At 73.8% G+C, this 24,686-nt stretch carries 22 protein-coding genes; 14 read left to right on the forward strand and 8 right to left on the reverse strand.

Features of this window, described 5'->3' with window-relative positions:
- The first annotated feature begins 58 nt into the window (after nucleotides 1-58).
- The 6 genes from ACIBG7_RS38000 to ACIBG7_RS38025 are packed head-to-tail and all read left to right on the forward strand — an operon-like array spanning nucleotide 59 to nucleotide 5,950.
- Complete coding sequence (locus ACIBG7_RS38000) at nucleotides 59-922, forward strand: STAS domain-containing protein (RefSeq protein ID WP_357925178.1); 864 nt, start codon at nucleotides 59-61, stop codon at nucleotides 920-922.
- A complete protein-coding gene (locus ACIBG7_RS38005; protein WP_357925181.1) occupies nucleotides 922-1,293 on the forward strand; it encodes an STAS domain-containing protein in 372 nt (123 codons plus the stop codon). Before ACIBG7_RS38000 ends, ACIBG7_RS38005 begins: the two co-directional genes overlap by 1 nt.
- Nucleotides 1,290-1,691 carry an anti-sigma regulatory factor gene (locus ACIBG7_RS38010; protein WP_357925183.1) on the forward strand — a complete coding sequence of 134 codons (402 nt, stop codon included), beginning with the start codon at nucleotides 1,290-1,292 and terminating at the stop codon, nucleotides 1,689-1,691. The genes ACIBG7_RS38005 and ACIBG7_RS38010 overlap by 4 nt, the downstream gene beginning before the upstream one ends.
- Nucleotides 1,688-2,710 (forward strand): ATP-binding protein, encoded by a 1,023-nt coding sequence (locus ACIBG7_RS38015; RefSeq protein ID WP_397339379.1) that lies wholly within the window; start codon nucleotides 1,688-1,690, stop codon nucleotides 2,708-2,710. Before ACIBG7_RS38010 ends, ACIBG7_RS38015 begins: the two co-directional genes overlap by 4 nt.
- Entirely contained in the window at nucleotides 2,707-4,377 is a 1,671-nt protein-coding gene (locus ACIBG7_RS38020) for an ATP-binding protein (protein ID WP_397339380.1), read from the forward strand. The genes ACIBG7_RS38015 and ACIBG7_RS38020 overlap by 4 nt, the downstream gene beginning before the upstream one ends.
- Nucleotides 4,370-5,950, forward strand: coding sequence for a SpoIIE family protein phosphatase (locus ACIBG7_RS38025; protein WP_397339381.1), 1,581 nt, complete (start codon nucleotides 4,370-4,372; stop codon nucleotides 5,948-5,950). Before ACIBG7_RS38020 ends, ACIBG7_RS38025 begins: the two co-directional genes overlap by 8 nt.
- On the opposite strand, the gene ACIBG7_RS38030 is transcribed toward ACIBG7_RS38025, so the two are convergent.
- The 3 genes from ACIBG7_RS38030 to ACIBG7_RS38040 all read right to left on the reverse strand — a co-directional run bounded on the left by ACIBG7_RS38030 (nucleotide 5,947) and on the right by ACIBG7_RS38040 (nucleotide 7,289).
- The gene (locus tag ACIBG7_RS38030) at nucleotides 5,947-6,324 is read right to left on the reverse strand and encodes a hypothetical protein (protein ID WP_357925193.1); all 378 of its coding nucleotides are present in this window, start codon (nucleotides 6,322-6,324) and stop codon (nucleotides 5,947-5,949) included. The two genes, ACIBG7_RS38025 and ACIBG7_RS38030, sit on opposite strands and share 4 nt — an antisense overlap.
- A gap of 254 nt (nucleotides 6,325-6,578) precedes the next feature.
- On the reverse strand, nucleotides 6,579-6,761 hold the full coding sequence (locus ACIBG7_RS38035) for a hypothetical protein (protein WP_357925195.1): 183 nt from the start codon (nucleotides 6,759-6,761) through the stop codon (nucleotides 6,579-6,581).
- A 105-nt stretch (nucleotides 6,762-6,866) separates the two neighbouring features.
- Nucleotides 6,867-7,289 carry a VOC family protein gene (locus tag ACIBG7_RS38040; protein WP_397339382.1) on the reverse strand — a complete coding sequence of 141 codons (423 nt, stop codon included), beginning with the start codon at nucleotides 7,287-7,289 and terminating at the stop codon, nucleotides 6,867-6,869.
- A gap of 102 nt (nucleotides 7,290-7,391) precedes the next feature.
- On the opposite strand from ACIBG7_RS38040, the gene ACIBG7_RS38045 reads away from it, so the two are divergent.
- On the forward strand, nucleotides 7,392-8,441 hold the full coding sequence (locus tag ACIBG7_RS38045; RefSeq protein ID WP_397339383.1) for a helix-turn-helix transcriptional regulator: 1,050 nt from the start codon (nucleotides 7,392-7,394) through the stop codon (nucleotides 8,439-8,441).
- On the opposite strand, the gene ACIBG7_RS38050 is transcribed toward ACIBG7_RS38045, so the two are convergent.
- The 3 genes from ACIBG7_RS38050 to ACIBG7_RS38060 all read right to left on the reverse strand — a co-directional run bounded on the left by ACIBG7_RS38050 (nucleotide 8,422) and on the right by ACIBG7_RS38060 (nucleotide 12,472).
- Nucleotides 8,422-9,300, reverse strand: a complete 879-nt coding sequence (locus tag ACIBG7_RS38050; protein WP_397339384.1) for an alpha/beta fold hydrolase — start codon at nucleotides 9,298-9,300, stop codon at nucleotides 8,422-8,424. The genes ACIBG7_RS38045 and ACIBG7_RS38050 overlap by 20 nt on opposite strands.
- Before the next feature lie 3 nt (nucleotides 9,301-9,303).
- On the reverse strand, nucleotides 9,304-12,063 hold the full coding sequence (locus ACIBG7_RS38055) for an AAA family ATPase (protein WP_397339385.1): 2,760 nt from the start codon (nucleotides 12,061-12,063) through the stop codon (nucleotides 9,304-9,306).
- 151 nt (nucleotides 12,064-12,214) lie between these two features.
- A complete protein-coding gene (locus ACIBG7_RS38060) occupies nucleotides 12,215-12,472 on the reverse strand; it encodes a hypothetical protein (RefSeq protein ID WP_357925209.1) in 258 nt (85 codons plus the stop codon).
- Here ACIBG7_RS38060 and kdpA point away from each other — a divergent pair.
- The 6 genes from kdpA to ACIBG7_RS38090 all read left to right on the forward strand — a co-directional run bounded on the left by kdpA (nucleotide 12,456) and on the right by ACIBG7_RS38090 (nucleotide 19,213).
- On the forward strand, nucleotides 12,456-14,102 hold the full coding sequence (gene kdpA / locus ACIBG7_RS38065; RefSeq protein ID WP_397339386.1) for a potassium-transporting ATPase subunit KdpA: 1,647 nt from the start codon (nucleotides 12,456-12,458) through the stop codon (nucleotides 14,100-14,102). The genes ACIBG7_RS38060 and kdpA overlap by 17 nt on opposite strands.
- On the forward strand, nucleotides 14,102-16,162 hold the full coding sequence (gene kdpB / locus ACIBG7_RS38070) for a potassium-transporting ATPase subunit KdpB (RefSeq protein ID WP_357925213.1): 2,061 nt from the start codon (nucleotides 14,102-14,104) through the stop codon (nucleotides 16,160-16,162). Before kdpA ends, kdpB begins: the two co-directional genes overlap by 1 nt.
- Complete coding sequence (locus ACIBG7_RS38075; RefSeq protein WP_397339387.1) at nucleotides 16,162-17,013, forward strand: potassium-transporting ATPase subunit C; 852 nt, start codon at nucleotides 16,162-16,164, stop codon at nucleotides 17,011-17,013. The genes kdpB and ACIBG7_RS38075 overlap by 1 nt, the downstream gene beginning before the upstream one ends.
- A 37-nt stretch (nucleotides 17,014-17,050) precedes the next feature.
- Nucleotides 17,051-18,052, forward strand: coding sequence for a magnesium and cobalt transport protein CorA (locus tag ACIBG7_RS38080; protein ID WP_357925218.1), 1,002 nt, complete (start codon nucleotides 17,051-17,053; stop codon nucleotides 18,050-18,052).
- Nucleotides 18,043-18,189 carry a hypothetical protein gene (locus tag ACIBG7_RS38085; RefSeq protein WP_357925221.1) on the forward strand — a complete coding sequence of 49 codons (147 nt, stop codon included), beginning with the start codon at nucleotides 18,043-18,045 and terminating at the stop codon, nucleotides 18,187-18,189. Before ACIBG7_RS38080 ends, ACIBG7_RS38085 begins: the two co-directional genes overlap by 10 nt.
- Before the next feature lie 79 nt (nucleotides 18,190-18,268).
- A complete protein-coding gene (locus tag ACIBG7_RS38090) occupies nucleotides 18,269-19,213 on the forward strand; it encodes a hypothetical protein (RefSeq protein WP_397339388.1) in 945 nt (314 codons plus the stop codon).
- Between the two features lie 25 nt (nucleotides 19,214-19,238).
- Here the strand turns inward: ACIBG7_RS38090 and ACIBG7_RS38095 are convergent, their stop codons facing one another.
- Together ACIBG7_RS38095 and ACIBG7_RS38100 are read right to left on the reverse strand one after the other, a co-directional pair.
- Nucleotides 19,239-20,189, reverse strand: a complete 951-nt coding sequence (locus ACIBG7_RS38095) for a sulfotransferase (protein WP_357925227.1) — start codon at nucleotides 20,187-20,189, stop codon at nucleotides 19,239-19,241.
- Between the two features lie 69 nt (nucleotides 20,190-20,258).
- Nucleotides 20,259-21,614 carry a glucose-6-phosphate dehydrogenase gene (locus ACIBG7_RS38100; protein WP_397339389.1) on the reverse strand — a complete coding sequence of 452 codons (1,356 nt, stop codon included), beginning with the start codon at nucleotides 21,612-21,614 and terminating at the stop codon, nucleotides 20,259-20,261.
- 102 nt (nucleotides 21,615-21,716) lie between these two features.
- Here ACIBG7_RS38100 and ACIBG7_RS38105 point away from each other — a divergent pair, with 102 nt between their 5' ends.
- Nucleotides 21,717-24,602 (forward strand): AAA family ATPase, encoded by a 2,886-nt coding sequence (locus tag ACIBG7_RS38105; RefSeq protein ID WP_397339390.1) that lies wholly within the window; start codon nucleotides 21,717-21,719, stop codon nucleotides 24,600-24,602.
- The last annotated feature ends 84 nt before the right edge of the window (nucleotides 24,603-24,686 follow it).

A 24,686-nucleotide genomic window follows, 5' to 3' on the forward strand; every position in this document is an offset into this window, starting at 1 on the left:
CGGGTGACCGGTAGCCTGACAAGCAGATACACCTTTTGACCACGTATGGGAGCACACCTTGACCCTCCGAGGGGATGCCGACCGGCCTCGCGTCGAAGCGCTGCTGCGCGAGCGCGAGGAGATCATCTTCAAGCGCTGGACCGAGCTGGCCGCCTCCGCCGCGGGCGCCCACGAGAACCCGGGAGCGCTTGCCGTACGCCTGCGGGAGATCTACCAGGCGCTGCTGCGCTCGCTGGCCGACGGCGGGGACGCCACCGAACTGCGCGGCCTGCTGGCCGAGCTGTCCAGGTCGCGGGCGCGCGAGGGGTTCACCCCGAGCGAGACCGCCGTGGTCGTCTTCAGCCTCAAGGAAGCGGTGTACGAGTCGGTGGCCGACGGCGGCGACTTCGCGACGCTGCGCGGCTTCATCTGGTTCTCCAAGATCGTGGACGATCTCGGGCTGCTCACCTTCGAGACCTTCGCCACCGCCCGCGAGAAGATCATCGCCGACCAGGCCGAGCAGCTCCTGGAGCTGTCCACCCCGGTCGTCAAGCTGTGGGAGGGCATCCTGGCGGTGCCGCTGGTCGGCACGCTCGACTCCGCCCGCACCCAGGTCGTTATGGAGAAGCTGCTCCAGGCGCTGGTCGACACCGGCTCCGAGCACGCGGTGATCGACATCACCGGCGTGCCCGCCGTGGACACCCAGGTCGCCCAGCACCTGCTGAAGACCGTGGTCGCCGCCCGGCTGATGGGCGCCGAGTGCGTCATCTCCGGCATCCGGCCGCAGATCGCCCACACCATCGTCACCCTCGGCATCGAGTTCGGCGACATCGTCACCAAGGCGTCGCTGTCCGACGCGCTCGCCCACGCGCTGCGGCAGAGCGGGGTGGAGATCACCGGCAGCGGGTCACGCCGCGTGGTCGTCGGGACGGAACACGCCTGATGGACCGCGTCCCCATTCTCAAGCTCGGCGACATCCTGATCGTCTCCATCCAGATCGACCTGCAGGACCAGAGCGTGCTGGCCCTGCAGGAGGACCTGGCCGACGCCGTCGTCACGCACGGCGCCCGCGGCGTGATCATCGACATCACCGCCGTGGAGATCGTCGACTCCTTCATCGGCCGCATGCTGGCCACCATCGCCTCCATCTCCCGCATGCTCGACGCCGAGACCATCGTCGTCGGCATGCGCCCGGCGGTCGCCATCACGCTGGTCGAGCTCGGCCTCTCGCTCGGCGGCGTGCGCACGGCGCTCAACCTGGAGAAGGGCGTCGCGCTGCTCGACGGACGCGGCGCCCCCGCGGTGCGCCGGTGAGCGACGCGGTAGAACTGCCCATCGCCGGCAACAGCGATGTCGTGCTGGTGCGCCAGGAGGTCCGCACCCGCGCGCAGGGGGTGGGCCTTTCCCTGGTGGACCAGACCAAGCTGGTCACCGCCGCGAGCGAGCTGGCCAGGAACGCCCTGGTGTACGCCGGGGGCGGCCGGGCACGCATCGAGGTCGTCAGCAACGGCCTGCGCGACGGCCTGAAACTCACCTTCACCGACGAGGGGCCGGGCATCCCCGATCTGGAGCTGGCCCTCACCGACGGCTGGACCACCGGCGGCGGCCTCGGCCTCGGCCTGAGCGGCTCGCGGCGCCTGGTCGACGAGTTCGACCTGGAGTCGAAGCCCGGGGCGGGCACCCGCGTGACGGTGATCAAGTGGGCGAGGTGATCAGGTCCAGGGACGACGTCTGGACCGCGATCGAGGACTCCAGCGCCATCGGCGCCGCCCGCCGCCGGGCCACGGCGCTGGCCGAGGCGGCCGGTTTCGACGAGCACGACAGCGGCCGGGTCGCCCTGGCGGTCACCGAGGCCGCCTCCAACCTGATCAAGCACGCGGTCGAGGGCGGCATGCTGATCCGCGTCCACCCCGAGAGCGTGGAGGCGGTCGAGGTGATCGCGCTGGATCGCGGCCCCGGCATCCAGGACCTCAACCGCGCGCTGCGCGACGGCTACTCCACCGCCGGCACGCTCGGCGTCGGGCTGGGCGGCATCGCCAGGATGGCCAGCGCCCACGAGGTGCACTCGATGCCCGGCCGGGGAACGGTCCTGGCCATGTGCTTCACCAAGGCCGACGTGCCGCCCCCGCCGCTGCGGGTGAGCGGCCTGACCCGGCCGATCGGCGAGGAGGTCGTCTCCGGCGACGCCTTCGCCTGCGCCGACTCGCCCGAGCTCGCGGTGATCATGATGTGTGACGGTCTCGGCCATGGCGAGCCGGCGGCCAACGCCTCCCGCCAGGCCGTGCGCGCCTTCGTGGACGGCGACCCGTTCGGCAGCTCCCCGGCGGAGACGCTGCGGCGCGTGCACCGCGCGCTGGCCGGCACGCGGGGCGGCGCGGTCGCCGTGGCGAGGCTCGACCGGGTGGCCGGCACGGTGCGGTACGCCGGGCTGGGTAACATCTCCGGCTGGGTGGTCCGCTCCGACGGCCGCCAGGGCATGATCTCGGTGCCGGGCATCGCCGGGCACCACAGCCGCACGCTGCGCGAGTACGACTACGCGGTGAGCCCGCAGAGCCTGGTCGTGCTGCACTCCGACGGCCTGTCCGAGCGCTGGGACCTGTCCGGGATGCGCGGCGTGACCGCCCGCGCCCCGGCCGTCGTCGCCGCCACCCTGCTGCGCGAGGCCGGCACCCGGCGCGACGACGCCTGTGTCGCGGTGCTGCGCGCCGCTTCGCCCGTGGCGGCGGCGTGAGCGCCGAACTGGGCCGCCTCCTGGTCGCCGACGACCAGGACGTCTTCGCCGTGCGCCGGGTGGGCCGCGAGGTGGCCGCCGCGACCGGCATGTCCGAGCAGGACCAGATCCGCGTCGCCACCGCGCTCAGCGAGGTCGGCCGCGAGATCGTCGCCGCGGTCCGCGGCGTCACCGTCCGCTTCCTCCTGGACGGGGCGGACCTGGCCGTCTCGCTGGAGTTCACCCCTGGGTACGGCTACCGCCCCGCCGAGGGCGTGACGATGGCCGGACGGCTGATGGACACGGTCGAGGCCACCGACGGCCGCATCGTCCTGCGCAAGCGGCTGACAGGAGGGACGGGAGCCTTGAGCGCCGAGGAGATCAGGGCCAGGATCGACGACCTGACCCCCGCCAGCGCGCTGGACGAGCTGCGCCAGCAGAACCGCGACCTGGCCAGCACCCTGGAGGAGGTCCGCCAGCTCAACGGCGAGCTGGAGGAGACCAACCGCGGGGTGATGGCGCTGTACAACCAGCTCTCGGCCGAGCTGGAGGAGACCAACCGCGGCGTGGTCGCGCTCTACGCCGAGCTGGACGAGAAGTCCACGCAGTTGCGCGAGGCCAGCGACGCCAAGGACCGCTTCTGGGCGACCGTCAGCCACGAGCTGCGCACCCCGCTCAACTCCATCATCGGCCTGGTGCGGCTGCTGACCGGCCCCGGCGGCGAGCCGCTGGCCGGCGAACAACTCCACCAGATCGAGCTCATCGGCTCCTCGGCCGAGACGCTGCTGGCGCTGGTCAGCGAGCTCCTGGACATGGCCAAGGCCGAGTCGGGCCGGCTGGACCCGCAGCCGGGCGAGGTGGACGTGGTCGCGCTGGTCGAACGGCTGCACCTGACGCTCCTGCCCACCTCGGGCGCCGAGCAGGTCACGCTGGCGGTCCAGGTGCCCGAGCCGTCGCCCCGGCTGGTGGCCGACGAGGCGATGCTCACCAGGATCCTGCGCAACCTGCTGGCCAACAGCCTGAAGTTCACCGAGCGCGGCGAGGTCGAGCTGACCGTCCGGCCCGACGAGGCGGCCAGCGAGCTGGTCTTCACCGTGCGCGACACCGGCATCGGCATCCCCGCCGAGCACCTGGAGCGGGTCTTCGAGGAGTTCTACCAGGTGCCCGGCCCGGCGCAGCTCCGCGCCAAGGGCACGGGGCTCGGCCTGCCGTACGCCAGGAGACTGGCCGAGGCGATGGGCGGCACCCTGCGGCTGAGCAGCCGGGAGGGCGAGGGCACGACGGCGACGCTGCGGCTGCCGCACCAGCCGTCCGACGTGCCGGTCGTGGGGCGGGTGCTGCTGGCCGACGACGACGACAACTTCCGCTCGGGGGTGCGCCGGATGCTGACCGGGTTCGCCGAGCGCATCGACGAGGCGGCCGACGGCCCCGCGGCGCTGGCCGCCATGGCCGCCGACCCGCCGGATCTCGCGCTGCTCGACCTGCTGATGCCGGTCATGGGCGGGGCCGCGCTGATCCAGCGCATGGCCGAGGACGAGCGGCTGCGGGACATCCCGGTGATCATCATCACCGCCGCGGCCTCGCACCACCACCCGGCCGGCGCGCGCGTCGTGCTGGCCAAGCACGGGCTCCGCCGTGATGTGCTGCTCGGCGCGGTACGGCAGGCGCTGGGGAGGGCCGATGGCTGACGGCGGGCAGGCGACCGTGCTGGTCGTGGACGACACCCCGACCAAGCTGTACATCCTGTCGAGCTGGTTGCGCCGGGCCGGGCACCACGTGGTCGAGGCGACCGGGGGGCTCGAAGCGCTGGAGAAGGTGCGCTCGGTCCGCCCCGACCTGGTCGTGCTCGACGTGCGGCTGCCCGATCTGTCGGGCTACGAGGTGTGCGAGCGGATCAAGGCCGATCCGGCCACCTCGGCCATCCCGGTGATCCAGATCTCCGGCGCGGCCGTCACCGCGGCCGACCGGGCACTCGGCCTGCACCGCGGCGCCGACGGCTACCTCGCCGAGCCGGTCGAGCCGGACGAGTTCGCCGCCACGGTCGAGGCGACCCTGCGTTACTACCGGGCGCGGCAGCGGTCCGACCGGCTGGCCCGGCGGCTGAGCGCGCTCACCGACCTGACCCTCGCGCTCAACGCGGCCGAGAGCTTCGACGCGTTGCTGGCCACCGCCGTGGCCGGGGCGGGCCGCATCCTCGACCGCCGCGCGGGGGCGCTGGCCGTACCGGCCGACGGGCGCACCCGCCGCTTCACCGCCGACCCCGCGACCGGCGAGGTGACCGCGCGCAGCGTGCCGCCCGGCGCTCTCGAACAGCTCGCCGAGCAGGTGCTAGAAGACAGGCCCGGCACGAAGCTGCACCTCATCCCGATCAAGGAATGGTCGCGGGTCGCCCCCGACACCATCGCGCAACGCGACATCGTCGCGGTGCTGTCGCGCTCCAAGAGCGGCCGGCCGGCCATCTGCCTGGGCGTCGACCCCGATCCCGACCTCGACGAGGACGAGCGCGTCATCCTGCGCCAGATCGGCCAGGCGGTCGCGCTCGCCGTGGACTCGCTGCGCTCCTACGCCGAGGAGCACGCCATCGCGCTCACCCTGCAGCGCAGCCTGCTGCCGGCGCGCGTGCCCGAGGTCGACGGCCTGGACCTCGGCTGGCGCTACCGGCCCGCGCTGGACAACGTCGAGGTCGGCGGCGACTTCTACGAGGTCCTCGAACTCGGCGAGCAGGTGCTGGTCGCGATCGGCGACGTGCAGGGCCACTCGCTGCGCGCCGCCACCGTGATGGCGGAGCTGCGGCACGCGCTGCGCGCCTCGCTGCTCGGGCGGGTCGATCTGGGGGAGTCGCTGGCGCTGCTCAACGACGTGCTGCGCCGCTACCACCCGCGGATGACCGCCACCGTCTGCCTGGTGCTGACCGAGCCGGCCACCGGCCGCACCCTGGTCGCCAACGCCGGGCACATCCCGCCCGTGCTGGTCGAGCCCGGCGGCCACCCCCGCTACCACGCCTTCGGCAACCTGCTGCTCGGCGTCACCCACGAGACCTACCGGGTCGACGAGGTGCACATCCCGCCCGGCGGCGTGCTGCTGATGTTCACCGACGGGCTGGTCGAGGACCGCGGCGTGCCGCTGGAGGAGAGCCTGGAGGTGGCGCGCAAGAGCGCGGAGACGATCGGGCCCGACCTGGAGGAGTTCGCCGACCGGCTGATCGAGAGCTTCGGCGCCAGGGAGGACGACGTCGCCCTGGTGGTGTTCCGGCGCCGCTAGCCCGGCGGGGTACGGCCGGCCGTGAGCCCCTCGCTGTGCAGGTAGGCCTGCAGCAGCCGGTGCTCCTCCCGCAGCCGGCGCGCGGCCTCGCTGGTCCCGCCGTTGTCGTGGATCACGTCGAGCGCCGCGCCGGTGTAGGCGTCGCTCGCCGCGGCCTCGATCTCCCGGGCGATCGGGGCGCTCAGCACCTGGAGCCCGATCCACTGCTGCCGTTCGGTGTGCCGCGCCTGCAGGTCCTGCTGGGCGGCGGCCAGGACCGACTCGGCCAGCCGTACCCGGGCGTCGAGGTGCCTGGTGACGATCTCGCGCGCCTGCTCCCGCTGCTCCGGCGCGAGCGGGCCGGAGCTGTTCCGGTCTCGGGTCTGTTCCGACATCTCTACCTCCTGAGCCCCCGTCCGGGAGCCTCACGGCGGCCGGTCTCCGGCCGCATGGCGTGCTGGGTCATGCGCAGGGCGTGACGGGTTCCGGCCCGGGAGGGAGGGCGGGCCGGCGGGGGGCGAAGGTCAGCCGCCTCGAGGACGGATCACCTCCCGCACAGCCCATGACGGTAGCGGGATCAACGGATATGTGCGGGCGATCACGCCAATACCCAGGTCAGCAGGGGTACGGCAAGCCGCGGCCAGGCGCGTCAGGCGGGCACCTCGGCGAGCGCGCCGACGTCCACGCCGAGACCGGCGAGGTCCATCACGTCCGCGCAGTAGCCGACCACGACGGTGCGCTCGCCGTACCGTCTGGTGACGCGCAGCGTCGGCCGGTCGTCGAGCACGATCGCCTCGACCTCGGTCCCGTCGGGAGAGCGCCAGATAGCCATGACATCCACGCTAGGCGGCTCGGCGTAACCGGCAAGTAATGACAAAGTAGACATTCGCTGGCGGGGTGGCCGTCCACCGCCCCGGGTGGACGGCCCGCTCCGCTCCTAGCCCTGGTACGGCGCCGCGACGTCCAGGACCCACGTCACGCCGAACCGGTCGGTCAGCATGCCGTACAGCGGGGCCCACGGGGCCGGCTCCAACGGCCGGACCACGGCCGAGCCCTGCGCGAGCCCGGCCCACAGGGCCCGGATCTCCTCGGGGTCGTCGCCGCGCACCGAGACGAAGAACGGCTGCTCGCCCTGGTGCCACGGCAGCGACGACGGCACGTCGTAGGCCATGACGTGGAAGCCGCCGGGGGCCGACACCTCGCCCCACATCACCCAGTCCGCCTCGCTCTCCTCCTGCACGGCGCCGGCGTCCTTGTAGGTGACGGCCACCAGGTGCCCGCCGAAGACGGACTGGTAGAAGGCGAGCGCCTCGCGGGCGTCGCCCCGGAAGTTCAGGTGGGTGGTGGTCTTGACGGACATGATCTGTTCCTTGCCTCGAACGGTCGAGCCGGGCGGCTCGTCCGCCACGATGCCGGAGGTAGCGGACAGGTTCTGTCCTGTACTGCGCGCACAATGGATGACATGCAGAAGACCTCCGCCCGGCTGCTCGCCCTGCTCTCGCTGCTGCAGACGCACCGGGACTGGTCGGGCGAGGACCTGGCCGGGCGGCTCGACGTCACCGCCCGCACCGTGCGCCGCGACATCGACCGCCTGCGGGAGCTGGGTTACCTGATCACGACCGTCAAGGGACCGGCCGGGGGTTACCGCCTGGACGCGGGCAACCGGCTGCCGCCGATGCTGTTCGACGACCGCCAGGCCGTCGCGCTGGCGGTCGCCCTGCAGAGCGCCGTGGGGGCGGGCACCGCCGTCGCCGAGGACGCCGCCCGGGCCCTGGCCACCGTCCGGCAGGTGATGCCGCCGCGGCTGCGCCACCGGATCGACCTGCTGCAGGTCACGGCGGTGGGGGCGGTGGGCGGTCCTGATCCGGAGCTGCTGCTGGAGCTGAGCCGGGTCATCCACGCTCGGGAGGAGCTGCGCTTCGCCTACGCGCCGGAGCTCGACGTGGGGCGCCGGGTGCAGCCGCACCACCTGGCGACCTGGCGGGGGCGGTGGTACCTGGCGGCCTGGGACCTCGACCGGGAGGACTGGCGGGTCTTCCGGGCCGACCGGGTGCGGCCGCGCGTCCCCACCGGGCCGCGCTTCGAGCCGCGTGAACTGCCTGGCGGGGACGTTGCGGCGTTCCTGCGGGGGCGGTTCCGCGGCACCGACGGCACGACGGCCGCCTGGCCCTGCCTGGGGGAGGTCGTCCTGCACCGGCCCGCCGCCGAGGTCGCCCCCTTCGCCGGGGACGGGATCGTGGAGGAGCTCGGGCCGGGGCGGTGCCGGCTCGTCCTCGGCTCCTGGTCGTGGACCGGGCTGGCGGCGGCGCTCGGGCGCTTCGACGCCGAGATCGAGGTGATCGGCCCGCCCGCCCTCGCCGCCGCCTTCACCACCCTGGCCGCCCGCTACACCCGCGCCACCCGGCCGGACCCCTCCGCCGCCTCGCCCACCCCCGCCGCTCAGGTGGACGTGGAGGGAGAGGGGGGTCCACCCGGCCGGGTGAGCGGGGGAGTCACCCGGCCGTGTGGGTGAGGATGGCGTCGGCCAGTTCCCGGTGGGTCTCCGCCGGAAGGGTGTGCCCCATCCCGTCCACGATCAGCAGCCGCGCCCCGGGGATCCGCTCGGCGATGATCGCCCCGTGCCCGGGCTTGACCGGCTCGTGGCTGCCCTCGATGACCAGCGTGGGCGCCTTCACCCGGTCCAGCACCCCCACCGGCTCGAAGTCCGGCCCGGCCGCGGCCGCGAGCCGGTGGTTGGCCACCGCGGACAGGTCCCGCGCCCGGTCGAAGACCCGCTCCTGCAGCCGCCGGGCCGCGTCCTCGTCGAACGGCAACCCGGTCCCGTGCAGCACCCGCTGCTCGGCGATCATGCCGTCGATCACCCCCCGCCGATCCTCCGCCGGGGGCGCGACCATCAGCGCGCGGAAGAAGTCCACGAACTCCGCCGACGGCTCCGGCAGGCTGCCCTCCGGCTGCGGCTGCCCGGTCAGCGCCCGCAGGAGCACCTGGCCCTCACCCCCGCCCAGCGGCGAGGCGGCGATGACGGTCAGCGACCGCACCCGCTCCGGCGCCTCCACCGCGATGAGCTGGGCGAGCAGCCCGCCCGCCGAATGCCCCACCAGATGCGCGCTGTCCAGGCCGTGCGCGTCCATCACGCGGTAGACGTCGTTCTTGATGTCCTCCCAGGTGTACGGCTGCGCCGCGAAGTCCACGGTGTCCGACCGGCCGGTGTCGCGGTGGTCGTACCGGATCACTCGGCGGCCCCCGGCGGTCAGCCGCCCGACCAGCTCGTCCGGCCACAGGATGCCCTGCGACATCGAACCCATGATCAACAGGATCGGCTCGTCCGTGGCGGCGCCGAACTCTTCACTCCAGATGGCGATGTTTTGCATGAGTCAGAGCATGCCCGTCCCGGCTACCGGTGCCTTCAGTAGAACTACTAGCCGCGCCAGTTCCGTACGGGAGCCGATGCCCAGCTTGGGATAGATCTTGTACAGGTGGTACTCGACCGTGCGCGGGCTCAGGAAGAGCTGGGCGGCGATCTCCTTGCTCGACAACCCGTCCGCGACCAGGCCCGCGATGCGCGACTCCTGCGGGGTGAGCGCCTCCAGCAGGCTCGGCGGGGGAGCGCTGCCGCTCTCTCCGGCCGCTCGCAGCTCCTCCTGGGCGCGGCGGGCCCACGGCAGGGCTCCTGCCTGCTCGAACGTCTCCCACGCCTGCCGCAGATGCGCCCGTGCCTCACCCGGCCGCTGCGCGCGCCGCAACCGCTCGCCCAGCAGCAGCGCGGTCCTGGCCGCCTCGAACGGGTTGGTGTGCAGGCGCAACGCCTCGCGGAAGCCCGCCTCCCCGGCGACCTGGGGCTCGCTGGGACCCTCGGCGTGGCCGGTTCCGGTCAGGGCGCGGCAGCGGGCCAGGAGGGCGCGGGACTCGGCGGTCGCCGCGTGGGCGCTCGAGCGCTCGTACGCTTCCAGCGCCGCCCGCGCCCCGGCCTCGTCCCCCGCGCCCACCGCGGCCTCGATGCGGTCCGGCGTGGTCCGCCACGCCACCGACCAGTGCCCCGCCCCCGGCCCGGCCGCCGCGATGGCCTGGAACCGGTCGTACGCCGCCGCATACCGGCCCAGGCACAGGTCCAGCATCGCCCGCGCGTACGCCGCCACCCCCACCCGCAGCCCCACCCGGTGCGGCAGAGCGATCGCCAGCGCCTCACGGGCCAGCCGCTCGCACGCCTCCTCCTCGCCCCGCAGCGCCGCCAGCACCGCCAGGTTGGCCAGGTGCGCGGCCACCGTGTTCGTGTACCCCGCCTCCCGGGCCAGGGCCAGGCCCTCCTCCGACACGGCCTGGCTGCGCGCCAGCCGCCCGGCGAGCCGGTCCGCGGTCGCCACGAACTCCAGCACCACCGGCAACTGCCCGGTCATCCCGGACACCCGCGCCACCTGCCCGGCCCGTCCGGCCAGCTCGGTGGCCAGATCCGCCTCGCCCAGCGCGCTGGCCGCCGCCGTCGCCCACAGGTGACCGGCCGCGTCCTCCAGCTCGTCCACGCCGGCCAGTGCCCGGCGCAGCAGCCCGGGGCCCGCCGTCTCACCGGCCAGCGTCAGGCCGACCCCGGCCACCGCGTCCCGCAGGAACCCCTCGGGGTGGGCAGCCGCCCGGCGGCCCAGCTCGATCATGGACGCCGTGTCGCCCACGTACGAGGCCGCCTCCATGGCGTCGGCCAGCATGTCCAGGGTGTCGCCCGCCGCCAGGATCCGCACCGCTTCGGCGGCGTTGCCGGAGTTCAGCTCGAACCTGCCTCTGAGCTGGGCGATCTCCATCGTGAGCGCGGGGTCGCCGCCGGCCCGTTCCCGGGCCTCGGCCAGCAGCGACTCGGCCTGGCCGGGCCGGCCGCCCAGCCAGGCCGTCACCGCGGCGTCCTTCAGCCGTACGGCACGCGTCTGGGGATCCGGCGTCAGCTCCGCCGCCCTGGCCAGGGACGTCGCGGCGGCGCCGTACCCGCCTCGTTCCCGTGCCCGTCCCGCCGCCTCGGCCAGGGCCGCCGCCACCGGCTCGGACTGGCCCAGCGCGGACCCGGCCAGATGCCACGCCCGCCGCTCACCCGTGGTCAGCTCCGCCAGCACGCCCCGCGCCCGTCGCACCTCAGCCGGTGCCGTCCCCTCCAGAACCGCGGCCCGTACCAGCGGGTGCCGGAACCGCACCCCACCGTCGGCCACCTCCACCAGCCCGCCCGCCTCAAGCTCCGCCAGCCCGCGCTCATCGGTCTCGGACCGGCCGGTCGGCGCCGCCGTACCGGGTCCGGCCAGGTGGGCGGTGGCGCGCAGGACCACGGTGAGGTCGGTCTCCAGGGCGGCGACCAGGGCGACCCGCCGGGCCTCGGCCGACAGCGCGGCCACCTGGTCGCCGAACAGCCGCGCGCCTCCGGGCAGCGGGTCGGGCAGGGGGTGCCGGCCGGCGAGCTGGCCGGGGGTCAGGCGGGCGGCCAGTTCGTCCAGGGCGAGCGGGTTGCCGCCGGTCAGCTCGATGAGCTCCCGTTTCACCGAGGCGGCCAGGGCTCCGTGGCGGGCCTCCAGCAGTTCGGCCGCCGCCGGTTCGGGCAGCCCGCGCACCTCCACCGTCACCGGTGCGGCCGGATGGCCGTGCTGGGTCGGGGGCCGGTTTCGCTGCGGCAGGTCTTCCCGTACGGCGAGCAGCAGGGCGATCCGTTCGGTGCTCAGCCGCCGGGCGGCGAACAGCAGCGCGTCGGCCGAGGCTCGGTCGGCCCATTGGAAGTCGTCCACCACGCAGAGCAGCCCGTCCGGCGCTGCGGCCTCGACCAGGAGGGACAGCACGCCTGCGCCCAGCAGGAATCGGTCGCCGCCGCCGTCCGCCTGGCCGAGGGCTGCCTGGACGGCTTGTCGTTGCGGGGCGGGCAGGGCGTCGAGCAGGGGGGACACCGGCCACACCAGCTGGTGCAGCACCGCGAAGGTCAGGTCGGACTCCGACTCCACCCCGGTCGTCCGCAGCACCCGCATCGTTCCGGCTTGTGCGGTCGCCGCGTCGAGCAGGGCGGTCTTGCCCGTGCCCGCCTCGCCGCGCAGGACCAGCGCCCCGCCGGAGCCGTCGCGTGCGCGGGTGATCAGCTCGGTCAGGGCGCTGAGTTCCGCGGTTCTGCCGTACAGCACAGAAACCCACCTTACGGGGACTTTGTGGCCGAGATCGCCCTGCGGCCTGGCTGGAGCGGGCGCGCGGGCCGGGCGGGACCGGGGGTCGTAGGGAGGGCGTCAATATTGGGCGGCCATCCGTATGAAGGTCGTCAAGAACGGCCAAATCCCCTCAAAACGGCGGTTTGCTGATCCCGCAGCCACCGGTCCCGGTGGTGGCGGAATCGAGTTGAGGAGTACGGATGGGTGACGTCATCTTCGTCGCCCTGACGATCGCGATCTTCGTGGTCTTCGGGTTCGTGGTGAAGGCGGTGGAGCGGCTGTGAGCGCCGTCAACGCCATCGGTCTGGCGGCCGCCGTCGTCATGGTGGTCTTCATGGTGGCAGCCCTGTTGTTCCCGGAGCGGTTCTGACATGGGCTGGATCTTCATCGTCTCCCTGGTCGTCGCCCTGGGCCTGGTCTACCGGCCGCTGGGCGACCACATGCACCGCGTCTACACCACCCCCCGGCACAGCAGGGTCGAACGCGGCCTCTACCGCCTGCTGGGCGTGGAGCCGGACGGCGAGCAGCGGTGGGGCGCCTACGCCCGCAGCCTGCTGGCCTTCTCCGTGTTGTCGGTCCTGTTCGTGTACGGCATGCAACGCCTCCAGGACAAGCTGTGGCTGAGCCTGGGCATGGCCCCGGTCCCCGACCACGTCGCCTGGAACACCGCGGTCAGCTTCGTGACGAACACGAACTGGCAGGCTTACTCCGGCGAGTCCACCATGGGCCACCTGACCCAGATGGCGGCGCTGGCCGTACAGAATTTCGTCTCCGCCGCCGTGGGCCTGGCGGTGGCCGTGGCGCTGGTGCGCGGGTTCGCCCGCCGGGGCAGCGACACCATCGGCAACTTCTGGGTGGACCTGGTGCGCGGCACGCTGCGCATCCTGCTGCCGATCGCCTTCGTGGGCGCGCTGGTCCTGGTCGCCGGCGGGGTGGTCCAGAACCTCGCCGGCCCGCAGGAGATCACCGGCCTGGCCGGCGGCACGCAGCACCTGACCGGCGGCCCGGTGGCCGGCCAGGAGGCGATCAAGGTGCTGGGCACCAACGGCGGCGGTTTCTACAACGCCAACTCCGCCCACCCCTTCGAGAACGCCACGAGCTGGACCAACTGGTTCGAGATCTTCCTGATCCTGCTCATCCCGATCTGCCTGACCCGCACCTTCGGCCGGATGGTCGGCCAGGTCCGCCAGGGCTACGCCATCCTCGCGGTGATGTCCGTGCTGGCCCTGACGTCGATGACGCTCGTCAACGTCTTCGAGCTCCAGGGCGGCGCGACCGTCCCGCAGGCGGCGGGCGCGGCGATGGAGGGCAAGGAGGTGCGCTTCGGCGTGGCCGACTCGGCCACCTTCGCCGCGGCGACCACGCTCACCAGCACCGGCGCGGTGAACTCCTTCCACGACTCCTACACCCCGTTCGGCGGCATGATGACGCTGGTCAACATGATGCTGGGCGAGGTCGCGCCGGGCGGCGCCGGCGCGGGCCTGTACGGGATGCTGATCCTCGCGGTGATCACCGTGTTCGTCGCCGGCCTCATGGTCGGCCGCACCCCCGAGTACCTCGGCAAGAAGATCGGCGCCCGCGAGATCAAGCTGGCCTCGCTGTACTTCCTGGTCACCCCGGTGCTGGTGCTGACCGGCACCGCGGTCGCGATGGGCAACCAGGCCGGCCTCGCCGCCATGCTGAACGACGGCCCGCACGGCTTCTCCGAGATCCTCTACGCCTTCACCAGCGCCTCCAACAACAACGGCTCGGCCTTCGGCGGTGTCACCGTCAACACCCCGTGGTACGACGTGGCGCTCGGCCTCTGCATGGCGCTGGGCCGCTTCCTGCCGATCATCTTCGTGCTGGCGCTGGCCGGCTCGCTGGCCAGGCAGACCCCCGTACCGGAGTCGGCGGGCACGCTGCCGAGGCACCGGCCGCAGTTCGTCGGCCTGGTGGCCGGGGTCACCGTCGTCCTGGTCGCGCTCACCTTCCTCCCGGCGCTGGCGCTGGGACCCATCGCAGAAGGACTGTTCTGATGACCGCGCACCCGGTCGACGCCCCCCGCAAGGTCGGGGGCGGCCTGCTCGACCCCAGGCAACTGGTCGCCGCGCTCCCCGGCGCGGTCAGGAAGCTCAACCCGGCCACGCTCTGGCGCAACCCGGTGATGCTGGTCGTCGAGGCCGGCGCGGTCTTCACCACCGTCCTCGCGGTGCTGGAGCCGGGCGTGTTCGCCTGGGCGATCGTGGCCTGGCTCTGGCTGACCGTGCTCTTCGCCAACCTGGCCGAGGCGGTCGCCGAGGGCCGTGGCAAGGCCCAGGCGGCGACGCTGCGCGCCACCAAGCGCGACACCACCGCCCGCCGGGTCTCCGGCGAGCTGGTCGCCGCCGCCGAGCTGCGGCAGGGCGACGAGGTGGTGGTCGAGGCGGGGGAGATCGTCCCCGGCGACGGCGACGTGATCGAGGGCATCGCCAGCGTGGACGAGTCGGCGATCACCGGCGAGTCGGCCCCGGTCATCCGCGAGTCCGGCGGCGACCGCTCGGCGGTGACCGGCGGCACCCGGGTGCTGTCGGACCGCATCGTCGTGCGGATCACCCAGAAGCCCGGCGAGTCGTTCATCGACCGGATGATCGCCCTGGTCGAGGGGGCCGACCGGCAGAAGACGCCGAACGAGATCGCGCTCAACATCCTGCTCGCGGCGCTCACGATCATCTTCCTGGTCGCGACGATCACCATGCAGCCGTTCGCCGTCCACGCCAAGGCCGAGAACCCCGGCATCGCCGACTCCCTGGCGCTGACCGGCGACGGGGTGAGCGGGATCGTGCTGGTCTCGCTGCTGGTCTGCCTCATCCCGACGACGATCGGCGCGCTGCTCAGCGCGATCGGCATCGCCGGCATGGACCGCCTGGTCCAGCGGAACGTCCTGGCGATGTCCGGCCGCGCGGTGGAGGCCGCCGGGGACGTCAGCACGCTGCTGCTGGACAAGACCGGCACCATCACCCTCGGCAACCGCCAGGCCGGCGCGTTCGTGCCGGTCGGCGGGGTCGGCGAGCGGGAGCTGGCCTCGGCGGCCCAGCTCTCGTCGCTGGCCGACGAGACGCCGGAGGGCCGGTCCATCGTCGCCTTCGCCGAGGAGCGGTACGGCCTGCGCGAGCCCGAGCCGCAGGGCGCCGAGTGGGTGCCCTTCACCGCCCAGACCCGGATGTCCGGCGTGGACGCCGGAGGCCGGCAGATCCGCAAGGGCGCGGCCTCGGCGGTCCTGGCCTGGGTGCGCGAGCAGGGCGGCCTGCCGTCCGCCGAGGTGAGCACCCTGGTCGACGGCATCTCTGCGGCCGGCGGGACCCCGCTGGTGGTGGCCGAGAAGGGCCGCGTCCTGGGCGTCGTGCACCTCAAGGACGTGGTCAAGCCGGGCATGCGCGAACGCTTCGCCGAGATGCGCCGGATGGGCATCCGCACCGTCATGGTCACCGGCGACAACCCGCTGACCGCGCAGGCCATCGCCGCCGAGGCGGGCGTGGACGACTTCCTGGCCGAGGCCACCCCCGAGGACAAGCTCGCGCTGATCAGGAAGGAACAGGAGGGCGGCCGGCTGGTCGCCATGACCGGCGACGGCACCAACGACGCCCCGGCGCTGGCGCAGTCGGACGTCGGCGTCGCCATGAACACCGGCACGAGCGCCGCCAAGGAAGCCGGCAACATGGTCGACCTCGACTCCGACCCCACCAAGCTGATCGAGATCGTGGAGATCGGCAAGCAGCTCCTCATCACCCGGGGCGCGCTGACCACCTTCTCCATCGCCAACGACATCGCCAAGTACTTCGCGATCATCCCGGCCATGTTCGCCGCGGTCTACCCGGGCCTGGACGCGCTCAACCTCATGCGCCTGGCCTCGCCCCAATCGGCGATCCTGTCCGCGGTGATCTTCAACGCCCTGGTGATCGTCGCGCTCATCCCGCTGGCGCTGCGCGGCGTGCGTTACCGGCCCTCCAGCGCGGCCAGGCTGCTGTCTCGCAACCTCACCCTGTACGGCCTGGGCGGCGTCGTGGCGCCGTTCCTCGGCATCAAGCTCATCGACCTGCTCATCTCGGGGATCGTGTGATGGAACGTCTGCCCAGTTGGATCCGCCAGCACCTGGCCGCGCTGCGGGCGCTCGCCGTGCTCACCGCCGTGCTCGGCGTCGCCTACCCGCTGGTCACCACCGGCGTCGCCCAGGCGGTGCTGCCCGCCAAGGCCGGCGGCTCGCTGGTCGAGAAGGACGGCCGGGTGGTGGGCAGCGCGCTCATCGGCCAGAGCTTCACCGACGCCTCCGGCGTGCCGATCGGGAAGTACTTCCAGTCGCGGCCCTCGGCCGCCGGCGACGGCTACGACCCGCTCGCCAGCGCCGCGAGCAACCTCGGCCCCGAGGACGTGCTGGACACCCTGCCGGCGGCGGGGCAGGAGGGGCGGCAGTCGCTGCTCACCCGGGTCTGCGCCCGGTCCAAGGCGGTCGGCGAGCTGGAGGGCGTCAGCGGGGCCAGGCCGTACTGCACGCCGGACGGCGTGGGCGCGGTGCTGAAGGTCTTCCCCGCGGTGGGCACGCCGGTGCGCGCGGTCAGCGTCAACCAGGCCTGCCCGGCCCAGCCGTTCCTCGCCGTCTACCAGGGCGTCCGGGTCGAGTGCGGCCGGCCCGGCGAGGACTACACCGCCGGCCGTACCGTGCCGGTCAGGGGGACGGCCGGGACGCCTGCCGTACCGGCCGACGCGGTGACGGCGAGCGGCTCGGGCCTGGACCCGCACATCTCCGTGGCCTACGCCGAGCTCCAGGCCCCGCGGGTGGCGCGGGAACGCGGCCTGGCCGCCGGCCGGGTCCGGGACTTGATCGGCGAGCACACCACCGGCCGGGCGCTGGGTTTCATGGGCCGGCCCGCGGTCAACGTGCTGGAACTCAACCTCGCGCTCGACCGGGGGTGAGCGACGCGGTCCTGAGCACCGTCCCGGATGGGGGAGAATGCCCGACGTGATTGTCGACAAAGCGATCTACTGCGACGGCGTTCGGCACACGATCGACGGCGACATCAGCGATGCCTTCGCCGCCGCCCGAAGCCGGGGCGAGTGCTTCCTGTGGATCGGCCTGCACGAGCCGACGCAGGAGGAGTTCGACCTGATCACCAGCGAGATCAGCCTCCACCCGCTGGCGGTGGAGGACGCCATCCACGCCCACCAGCGGCCCAAGCTCGAACGGTACGACGACACCCTGTTCATCGTGCTGAAGCCGCTGCTGTACGTGGAGGAGAGCTCCGACATCGAGGTCGGCGAGATCAACCTCTTCCTGGGCCGCGACTTCGTGCTCAGCGTCCGGCACGGCAAGGCCAACCCGCTGGGCGGGGTACGGCGGCGCATCGAGTCCGACCCCGAGCTGCTGGCCGCCGGCCCCGCCGGGGTGCTCTACGCCATCTGCGACGAGGTCGTCGACACCTACGGGCGCATCGCGCACGAGGTGGAGAACGACCTCATCGCCCTGGAGCAGCGGGTGTTCAGCGGTGAGCAGGACGACGTCACCGCCGACATCTACTCGCTCAAACGGGAGGTGCTGGAGTTCAGGACCGCGCAGGACCCGCTGATCCCGGTGCTGGAGGAGATCGTCAAGGGCCGGGTGGAGCAGTGCACCGCGAGCCGGGAGCAGTTCCGCGACGTCCTCGACCATCTGCTGCGGGTGGACGCCCGGGTCGACGAGCACAACGAGCTGCTGACCAGCGCGCTCAGCGCCCACCTGGCCCTGGTGGGCCGCGAGCAGAGCGCGGCGGCGATGCAGCAGAACGCCGACATGCGCAAGATCTCCTCCTGGGCGGCGCTGATCGCCGTCCCCACGATGATCGCCGGGATCTACGGGATGAACTTCGACTACATGCCCGAGCTGCACTGGCTGCTCGGTTATCCGCTCAGCCTCGGGGTCATGGTGGTGGCCGTGATCATCGTGCACCGGCTGCTGCGCAAGAGCGGGTGGCTGTGAAGCCGCCGCCGTTCTTCCGCCGCCGGCCGTCGGTCAGCCGGCTGCTGCTGGCCGCGGTCGTCGCCTGGATCGTCCTGCTGACCGTGCTGATCCTGCTGGATCCGCAGAGCGCCGCCGCCGCGTCTATTACCCTTTAAGTAAATAGGGATTGCATGAATTGACAAGGGCAGGTGAGTCCGCGTGCGCGGAACGAGCAAGGCTTCTACCGTCGCATCCATGCCTACCGACGTGCCTACCGACGTGCCTACCGACGTGCCTACCGACGTGTCTTCCGACATCGACGCGTTGCTCCCCGCCCCGGACAGATCCGTTGTGGCGATCGAACCACCCCAGACCGGCGAGGGGTACTGGGCCGGCGCGCCCAGCGCCGTCGCCGCCGACGGGCAGATCTACCTGGCCTACCGGCTGCGCCGGCCCGTGGGGGCGGGCCGCGGCTACGCCATCGTGGTCGCCCGCTCGGCCGACGGCGAGCGCTTCCAGCCGGTGACGACCATCGCCCGCGAGCAGATGGCCGCCGAGTCGCTGGAGCGACCCGCGCTCGTCCGCACCCCCGAGGGCCGCTGGCGGCTCTACCTGAGCTGCGCCACGCCGGGGACCAAGCACTGGCGGGTGGAGGTGCTGGAGGCCGCCGACCCGGCCGGCTTCGACCCGCGCACCCGCACGACCGTCCTGCCCGGCGACCCCAAGACCGGGGTCAAGGACCCGGTGATCGTCCACCGGGGCGGCCGGTGGCACCTGTGGGCGTCGGTCCACCCGCTGGCCGATCCCGACGAGGCCGACCAGATGGTCACCGACTACGCCACCAGCGGGGACGGCCTGGAGTGGGCCTGGCACGGCACCGCGCTGAGCGGCCGGCCGGGCTCCTGGGACGCCCGGGGCACGCGCGTGTCGGCCGTCCGCTTCGCCGGCGAGCAGGTGCTCGCCTTCTACGACGGCCGGGCCAGCGCGGCGGAGAACTACGAGGAGCGCACCGGGCTCGCCTGGGGTCGCGACCCGGCCGCGCTCAGCCCGATGGGCGCCGCCCCGGCCGCGACCTCCGCGCACGGCGGCGGCGGGCTGCGCTACGTCGATCTCGTGGACCTGCCCGGCGGCGGCACCCGGCTGTACTACGAGTACACCCGGCCCGACGGCGCCCACGAGTTGCGGACCGAGCTGCGCTGAGGCCCGTGGTGCGGGCGGGCCGGGGTCACGCCGGCCGCCCGTTCCTGGCCTGGCGCTGGCCCGGCGGGCGCGGCCCGACCTGGCCGCCGGAGCGCTCGCGGGGCCGCAGCCAGTCGCCGAAGTCCTCGCCGGTGACGTCCTGGAGCAGCTCGATGTCGGCGGCGAAGTGGGGGATGAGCCGCTGCCGCTGCTCCCAGGTGAGCGGGATCCGCGCCTGGCCGGGCCGCTGCAGACGGTCCTGCAGCCGGGAGCCGAGCCCACCGGACAGCCGGCGGCGCACCGCCGACAGCAGCGCGTGGAACGGCGTCGCCGTGGGCTGGGCGGTCACGTTCTCCCTGGGCAGCGCGGAGATCAGGCCGGGCCGTACGTCCAGGAAGGAGCAGATGCGGTCCAGGGTGTCGGCCGGGTGGTCGAGCAGGTCGCGGTAGCGGAAGGTCAGCACCTGCTCGCGCGGGAAGAGCGTGTACAGGTGCGCCAGTTGCTCGCCGTAGCGGCCGAGCCGGACGTAGTGCCAGAAGTGCGCCCACCCGGCGGCGATCCGCCGGTCCTCCTCGGCGCAGGCCCGCACCACGTCGTCGAGGGGTTCGAGGCCCGCCGACCACAGGTGCGCCCAGTTGGAGTGCGCGCGCTCGACCGGGTCGCGCAGCACGGCGATCAGCCGGGCGTGCGGGACGGCCGCGTGGATGCGCCGCTGGGCGGCCCGGTCGTAGAGGTAGAACGGCGTCGACTCGCCGCGTAAGGTCCCGGCGGGCGCGGCGGCGAACAGCGCCTCGTAGTCGGCGCGCCGCCAGACGTGCTCGCGCGAGGTCCGGGCGTCCCCCGGTCCGGCGCCGGCCGGCGGGCGGCCGTCGGTGAGGAAGTGCTTGGGCTCCTTCACGGCCGACAGGTACAGCTCCGGGTGGCCCTGGAGCGCCGCGTGCAGGGCGGTCGTCCCGGTTTTGGGCGCGCCGATGACGAGGAAGTCGGGCAGGGGCATGCAGGGCTTCCCTTCTCTTGATTCCTCCTTTTCCTACCAAATCTGTTGGATATTGCAAGGCCCCGCGGGTCAGCCGTTCTCCAGCGGGAACCAGTGCCCGTCCAGCGTGAGCCGGTCGGCCTCCTCCGGGCCCCAGCCACCCGGCCGGTAGACCACCGGCTCGCCGGCCGGGTCCAGCAGGTCGGCGACGATCCGCCAGCACTCCTCGACCTGGTCCATGCGGGCGAACCGCCGCGGGTCGCCCGAGACGGCGTCGGCCAGCACCCGCTCGTAGGCCCGCACGTCGTCGCCCGACAGGCAGGTGAAGTCGACGCGGGCCGCCACGTGGTCGGGCTCGGCCCGGCGCGCGCTCTTGGCCAGCAGGTCGAAGGTGACGCCCGGATCGGGCGACAGCCGGAAGCGCACCAGGTTGGGGTCCGCCGCGTCCGCCGGACGCAGCTCCACGACGATCTCCAGGGTGGTGGCGGCCATGGCCTTGCCCGCCCGGATGGTGAACGGCACGCCGTCCCAGCGGTCGGTGCCGACGTACAGCCGCAGCGCCGCGTAGGTCTCGGTGACCGAGCCGGGCTCGACCCCCGCCACGTCGAGGTAGCCGGCGTACTGCCCGCGCACGTAGTCCCCGGCCGGTACGGCACGCACCGCCTTCAGCGCCGCCGCCTTCGCCGCCAGCATCGCCTCCGGCTCCTCGCCCTCGGGCCGCTCCATGACGAGGAAGGCCAGCGTCTGCAGCAGGTGGTTCTGCACCACGTCCTGGAGCGCGCCCACCTCGTCGTAGAAGGAGCCGCGCTCGCCCACGTCGAAGTCCTCGGCCATGGTGATCTGCACGCTGCGCACGTGCGGCCGGGCCAGGGTGGCGCTCAGCAGCGTGTTGGCGAAGCGGAACACCAGCAGGTCCTCGATCACGTCCTTGCCCAGGAAGTGGTCGACCCGGCGCAGCCGCTCCTCGGGGAAGGACCGGGTCAGCTCGGCCTGCAGCGCGCGGGCGGAGGCCAGGTCGTGGCCGAACGGCTTCTCCACCACCAGGCGCGCGTGGTCGTTGAGTCCCACGTGGGCCAGGTTCGCCGCGACGGTGGCGAAGAGCGCCGGCGGGACGGCCAGGTAGTGGGCCAGGAAGCCCAGCCCCTCGGTCTGCTCGGCGATGTCGGCGAAGGAGTCCGGCTCGGCGTAGTCCACGTGGGCCACCCGGAGCAGCTCGGCGAACCTGGCGAACACCTCCTCGTCCAGCCGCCCGTGCGCGGAGATCGCCTCGCGGGCGCGCCGCCGTACCTTCTCGGGGGTCCAGTCGCCGCGCACGACGCCGACGACCGGCACGGACAGGCGCTCGTCGGCGACCAGCCGGTAGAGCGCGGGCAGCAGGCTCTTCCTGGCCAGATCCCCGGTGACGCCGAACAGGACGAGGGCTCCCGCCGCTTCGGTGGTGGTCATGTGGTCGGCTCCTCTCCCGTCGGGTCCCTTTCCAGCGGGGGTTAAGCGAGATCTGCCGCCTCGGTAAAGATCCCGGTCTCGGCCGCTGTGTAAGGTCATCCCGTGATCACAGGTGCGGTGTCGCCGGTCCTGGTGGCACGGGAGGCCGAACTGGACCGGCTGGTCGCGGCGGTGTCGGCCGTGCGGCCGGTGCCCTCGCTGCCCTCGGTGCCCTCGGTGAGCGTGGTGGCGGGCGAGGCCGGGATCGGCAAGACCCGGCTGGTGGCCGAACTGGCCGGCCGGCCCGAGGTCGCCGGGCTGCGCTGGCTGAAGGGCGGCTGCGGGCAGGTCAGGGAGCCGTTCCCGCTGGGGCCGGTGGTCGAGGCGCTGCGCGGACGGGCCGCCGACTTACGCGGGGCCGCCCTGTCGCCGGTGACCGGCGCGTTGCGCGCCCTGCTCCCCGAACTGCAGGAGGTGCTGCCGGAGGCGCCCGCGCCGCTGGAGGACCGCGCGGCCGAACGGCACCGCGTGCTGCGCGCCCTGGTCGAGGTGCTGGCCGCGCTGACCCCGGCGGTGCTGGTGCTGGAGGACCTGCACTGGGCCGACCAGCAGACGATCGAGTTCCTGACCTACCTGGTCCGGGCGCAGCCCGCCGGGCTGGCGGTGGTGCTGACCTACCGCGACGAGGAGGCCGATCCGGCGCTGCGCGCGGCGACCGCCCGCCCGGCCGACGCGGTCGCCGGCGAGCACATCGCGCTGCGCCCGCTGGACGTGGCCGGCACCCGCGCCCTGGCCGCGGCGATCCTGGAGACCGACGAGGTGTCGGCCGAGTTCGCCGAGCACCTGTGCGCCCGCTCCTCCGGGCTGCCGCTGGCCATCCAGGAACTGCTCGCCATGCTGCGCACGCAGGGCAAGCTCATCCGCTGGAAGGGCGGCTGGGCCCGCCGTACCCTCGACGAGCTCGACGTGCCCGCCGGAGTGCGCGCCCCGGTCCAGGAGCGCGTGGCGCGGATGCCGGCCGGCGCCCGCGCGGTCACCGAGGCGGCGGCCGTGCTGCGGCTGGCCGTCCCGGCCGGTACGCTCGTCGAGGTGGCCGGGGTGAGCGGCACCGACGCCCTCGACGAGGCGCTGGCCTCCGGGCTGCTCACCGAGCAGGGCGGGCTGGTCGCCTTCCGGCACGTGCTGGCCGCCGAGGCGGTCTACGAGGGCGTCACCCTCGGCCGCCGCCAGGCCCTGCACGCCGCCGCGGCCACCGCCATCCGCACGCTGCGGCCCGTCCCGCTCGGGCAGGTCGCCCACCACCTGCGGCACGCGGGCCGGCCGCAGGAATGGGTCACCGCGGCGGTCGCCGCCGCCGAGCACGCCGCCGGGCTGGGCAACGACGCCGAGGCCGCACGCCTGCTGGAGGAGGTGCTGCGGCACGCCGGCCTCGATCCGGTCCGGCGGGCCGAGCTGACCATCCGCCTCGGCTGGGCGGCCACCTACACCCTGCGCATCCCTGCCATCGGCGAGCTGCTGGAGGAGGCGCTGACCCACGACCTGCCCCAGCGCCTGCGCGGTGAGCTGCGCATCCTGCTCGCCCTCTACCTCGACACCATCCGGGTGGACAACTCCCGCGTACGGCAGGCCTTCGCCGACGCGGTGCCCGACCTGGCCGACCTGCCCGAACTGGCCGCCTGGGCCATGGTCGGCATGGGCCTGCCCACCATGGCCGACGTGCCGTTCGCCGAGCGCCTGCCCTGGCTGGAGCGCGCCCTGGAGACGGTGCCGGCCGACGGGGAGCCGGGGCCGCGGGTGTTCGTGCTCGGCAAGGTCGCGATGGTCTTCGTCAGCTCCGGTGACCCCCGCTGGTGGGCGCTGACCGAACGCATCCTGGCCGAGACCGGCGGCCGCCCGACCGGCCGCCGGGAGGTCGGCGCCTACCGGTCCGTCGGCGGCTCCGCCGTCGACACCGGCCACCACCGGGTGGCGGCGCGGCTGCTGGAGGCCGCACTCGACGCCGGCCGCGGCGCGAGCGGCTCGGCCCGGGACGACCTCGGCCTGCGCGCCGGCCTGGCCCTGGCCCGCTACCACGCCGGTGCGTGGGAGGGACTGCGCGAGGAGCTCGCCGAACTGCGCGAGCAGTGCGGCAACCGGCCGCACGAGCGCCTCCAGGTCGACCTCATCACGGCCTGCCTGGCCCCGGCGCCCAGCCGGCTCGACGCCGCCCGGACCATGCTCGCCGGGCTGGTGCGCGACCTGCGGGTGCGGGGCGACCTCGACATGCTCGGCGCCCCGGTGACGATGCTGCTGCGCCTGGCCACCGCCGGGGAACGGGCCGGGGCGGCGCTCGCGGAGACGGCCGACGTGGTCGCCGGGTGGGAGGCCAGGGACCTGTGGCCGGTGGGGGTGCGTGCCCTACCCGCGCTGACCGGGGCCCTGCTGTCCGACGGGCGGGTGCGCGAGGCCGCCGAGCTGGCCGGCCGCTACGAGAACCGGCTGCGGGGGATGGACGCGCCGCTGGCCGTACCGGCGCTGGCGCAGGCCCGCGGGCACCTCGACGCGCACGCGGGGCGCTGGGCGCGGGCCGCGCAACGCTACGGCGAGGCGGCCGCGGCCTACGCCGAGCTGCCCGCCGCCTACGACGCCGCCCAGGCGGTCGAGCAGCAGGCGGCGTGCCTGTTCGAGCTCGGCGACCCCGGCGCGGGGGACGCGCTGACCCGGGCGGTCGAGACCTACACCCGGCTGGAGGCGCGCTGGGACCTCGACCGGGCCACCCAGCTCGGCCGCCGCTGGGGCCTGCGGCCCGCCGGCCGGATCCGGTCCGGCGCGGGCGTGGACGGCGAGGCGGCCGGCCTGTCGGCGCGGCAGGCGCAGGTCGCGCGGCTGGCGGCGACCGGGCTGACCAACCAGGAGATCGCGCGGCAGATGTTCCTGTCGCCCAAGACGGTCGACAAGCACCTGGGCGTGGCCATGCGCAAGCTGGGCGCCCGCTCCCGCACCGAACTCGGCCGCCACCTCGGCGGGTGACCCCTGTCCTGGGCACCCCAGGTGGGTGACACATGTCCCGGGCACCCCAGGCGGGCGCCCCCTTGTCCTGGGCACCCCAGGCGG

The organism is Nonomuraea sp. NPDC050328, from assembly GCF_044459405.1.
Lineage (GTDB): Bacteria > Actinomycetota > Actinomycetes > Streptosporangiales > Streptosporangiaceae > Nonomuraea.

What these genes read in the sequence shown, in the direction of transcription:
- ACIBG7_RS38080 (WP_357925218.1), top strand. Translation starts at nt 17,051, where the DNA reads ATGCCCGACGTGATTGTCGACAAAGCGATCTACTGCGACGGCGTTCGG.
- ACIBG7_RS38075 (WP_397339387.1), top strand. Translation starts at nt 16,162, where the DNA reads ATGGAACGTCTGCCCAGTTGGATCCGCCAGCACCTGGCCGCGCTGCGG.
- ACIBG7_RS38025 (WP_397339381.1), top strand. Translation starts at nt 4,370, where the DNA reads ATGGCTGACGGCGGGCAGGCGACCGTGCTGGTCGTGGACGACACCCCG.
- ACIBG7_RS38035 (WP_357925195.1), bottom strand. Translation starts at nt 6,761, where the DNA reads ATGGCTATCTGGCGCTCTCCCGACGGGACCGAGGTCGAGGCGATCGTG.
- ACIBG7_RS38090 (WP_397339388.1), top strand. Translation starts at nt 18,269, where the DNA reads ATGCCTACCGACGTGCCTACCGACGTGCCTACCGACGTGCCTACCGAC.
- ACIBG7_RS38050 (WP_397339384.1), bottom strand. Translation starts at nt 9,300, where the DNA reads ATGCAAAACATCGCCATCTGGAGTGAAGAGTTCGGCGCCGCCACGGAC.
- ACIBG7_RS38060 (WP_357925209.1), bottom strand. Translation starts at nt 12,472, where the DNA reads ATGAAGATCCAGCCCATGTCAGAACCGCTCCGGGAACAACAGGGCTGC.
- ACIBG7_RS38100 (WP_397339389.1), bottom strand. Translation starts at nt 21,614, where the DNA reads ATGACCACCACCGAAGCGGCGGGAGCCCTCGTCCTGTTCGGCGTCACC.
- kdpA (WP_397339386.1), top strand. Translation starts at nt 12,456, where the DNA reads ATGGGCTGGATCTTCATCGTCTCCCTGGTCGTCGCCCTGGGCCTGGTC.
- ACIBG7_RS38095 (WP_357925227.1), bottom strand. Translation starts at nt 20,189, where the DNA reads ATGCCCCTGCCCGACTTCCTCGTCATCGGCGCGCCCAAAACCGGGACG.
- ACIBG7_RS38045 (WP_397339383.1), top strand. Translation starts at nt 7,392, where the DNA reads ATGCAGAAGACCTCCGCCCGGCTGCTCGCCCTGCTCTCGCTGCTGCAG.
- kdpB (WP_357925213.1), top strand. Translation starts at nt 14,102, where the DNA reads ATGACCGCGCACCCGGTCGACGCCCCCCGCAAGGTCGGGGGCGGCCTG.
- ACIBG7_RS38040 (WP_397339382.1), bottom strand. Translation starts at nt 7,289, where the DNA reads ATGTCCGTCAAGACCACCACCCACCTGAACTTCCGGGGCGACGCCCGC.
- ACIBG7_RS38005 (WP_357925181.1), top strand. Translation starts at nt 922, where the DNA reads ATGGACCGCGTCCCCATTCTCAAGCTCGGCGACATCCTGATCGTCTCC.
- ACIBG7_RS38030 (WP_357925193.1), bottom strand. Translation starts at nt 6,324, where the DNA reads ATGTCGGAACAGACCCGAGACCGGAACAGCTCCGGCCCGCTCGCGCCG.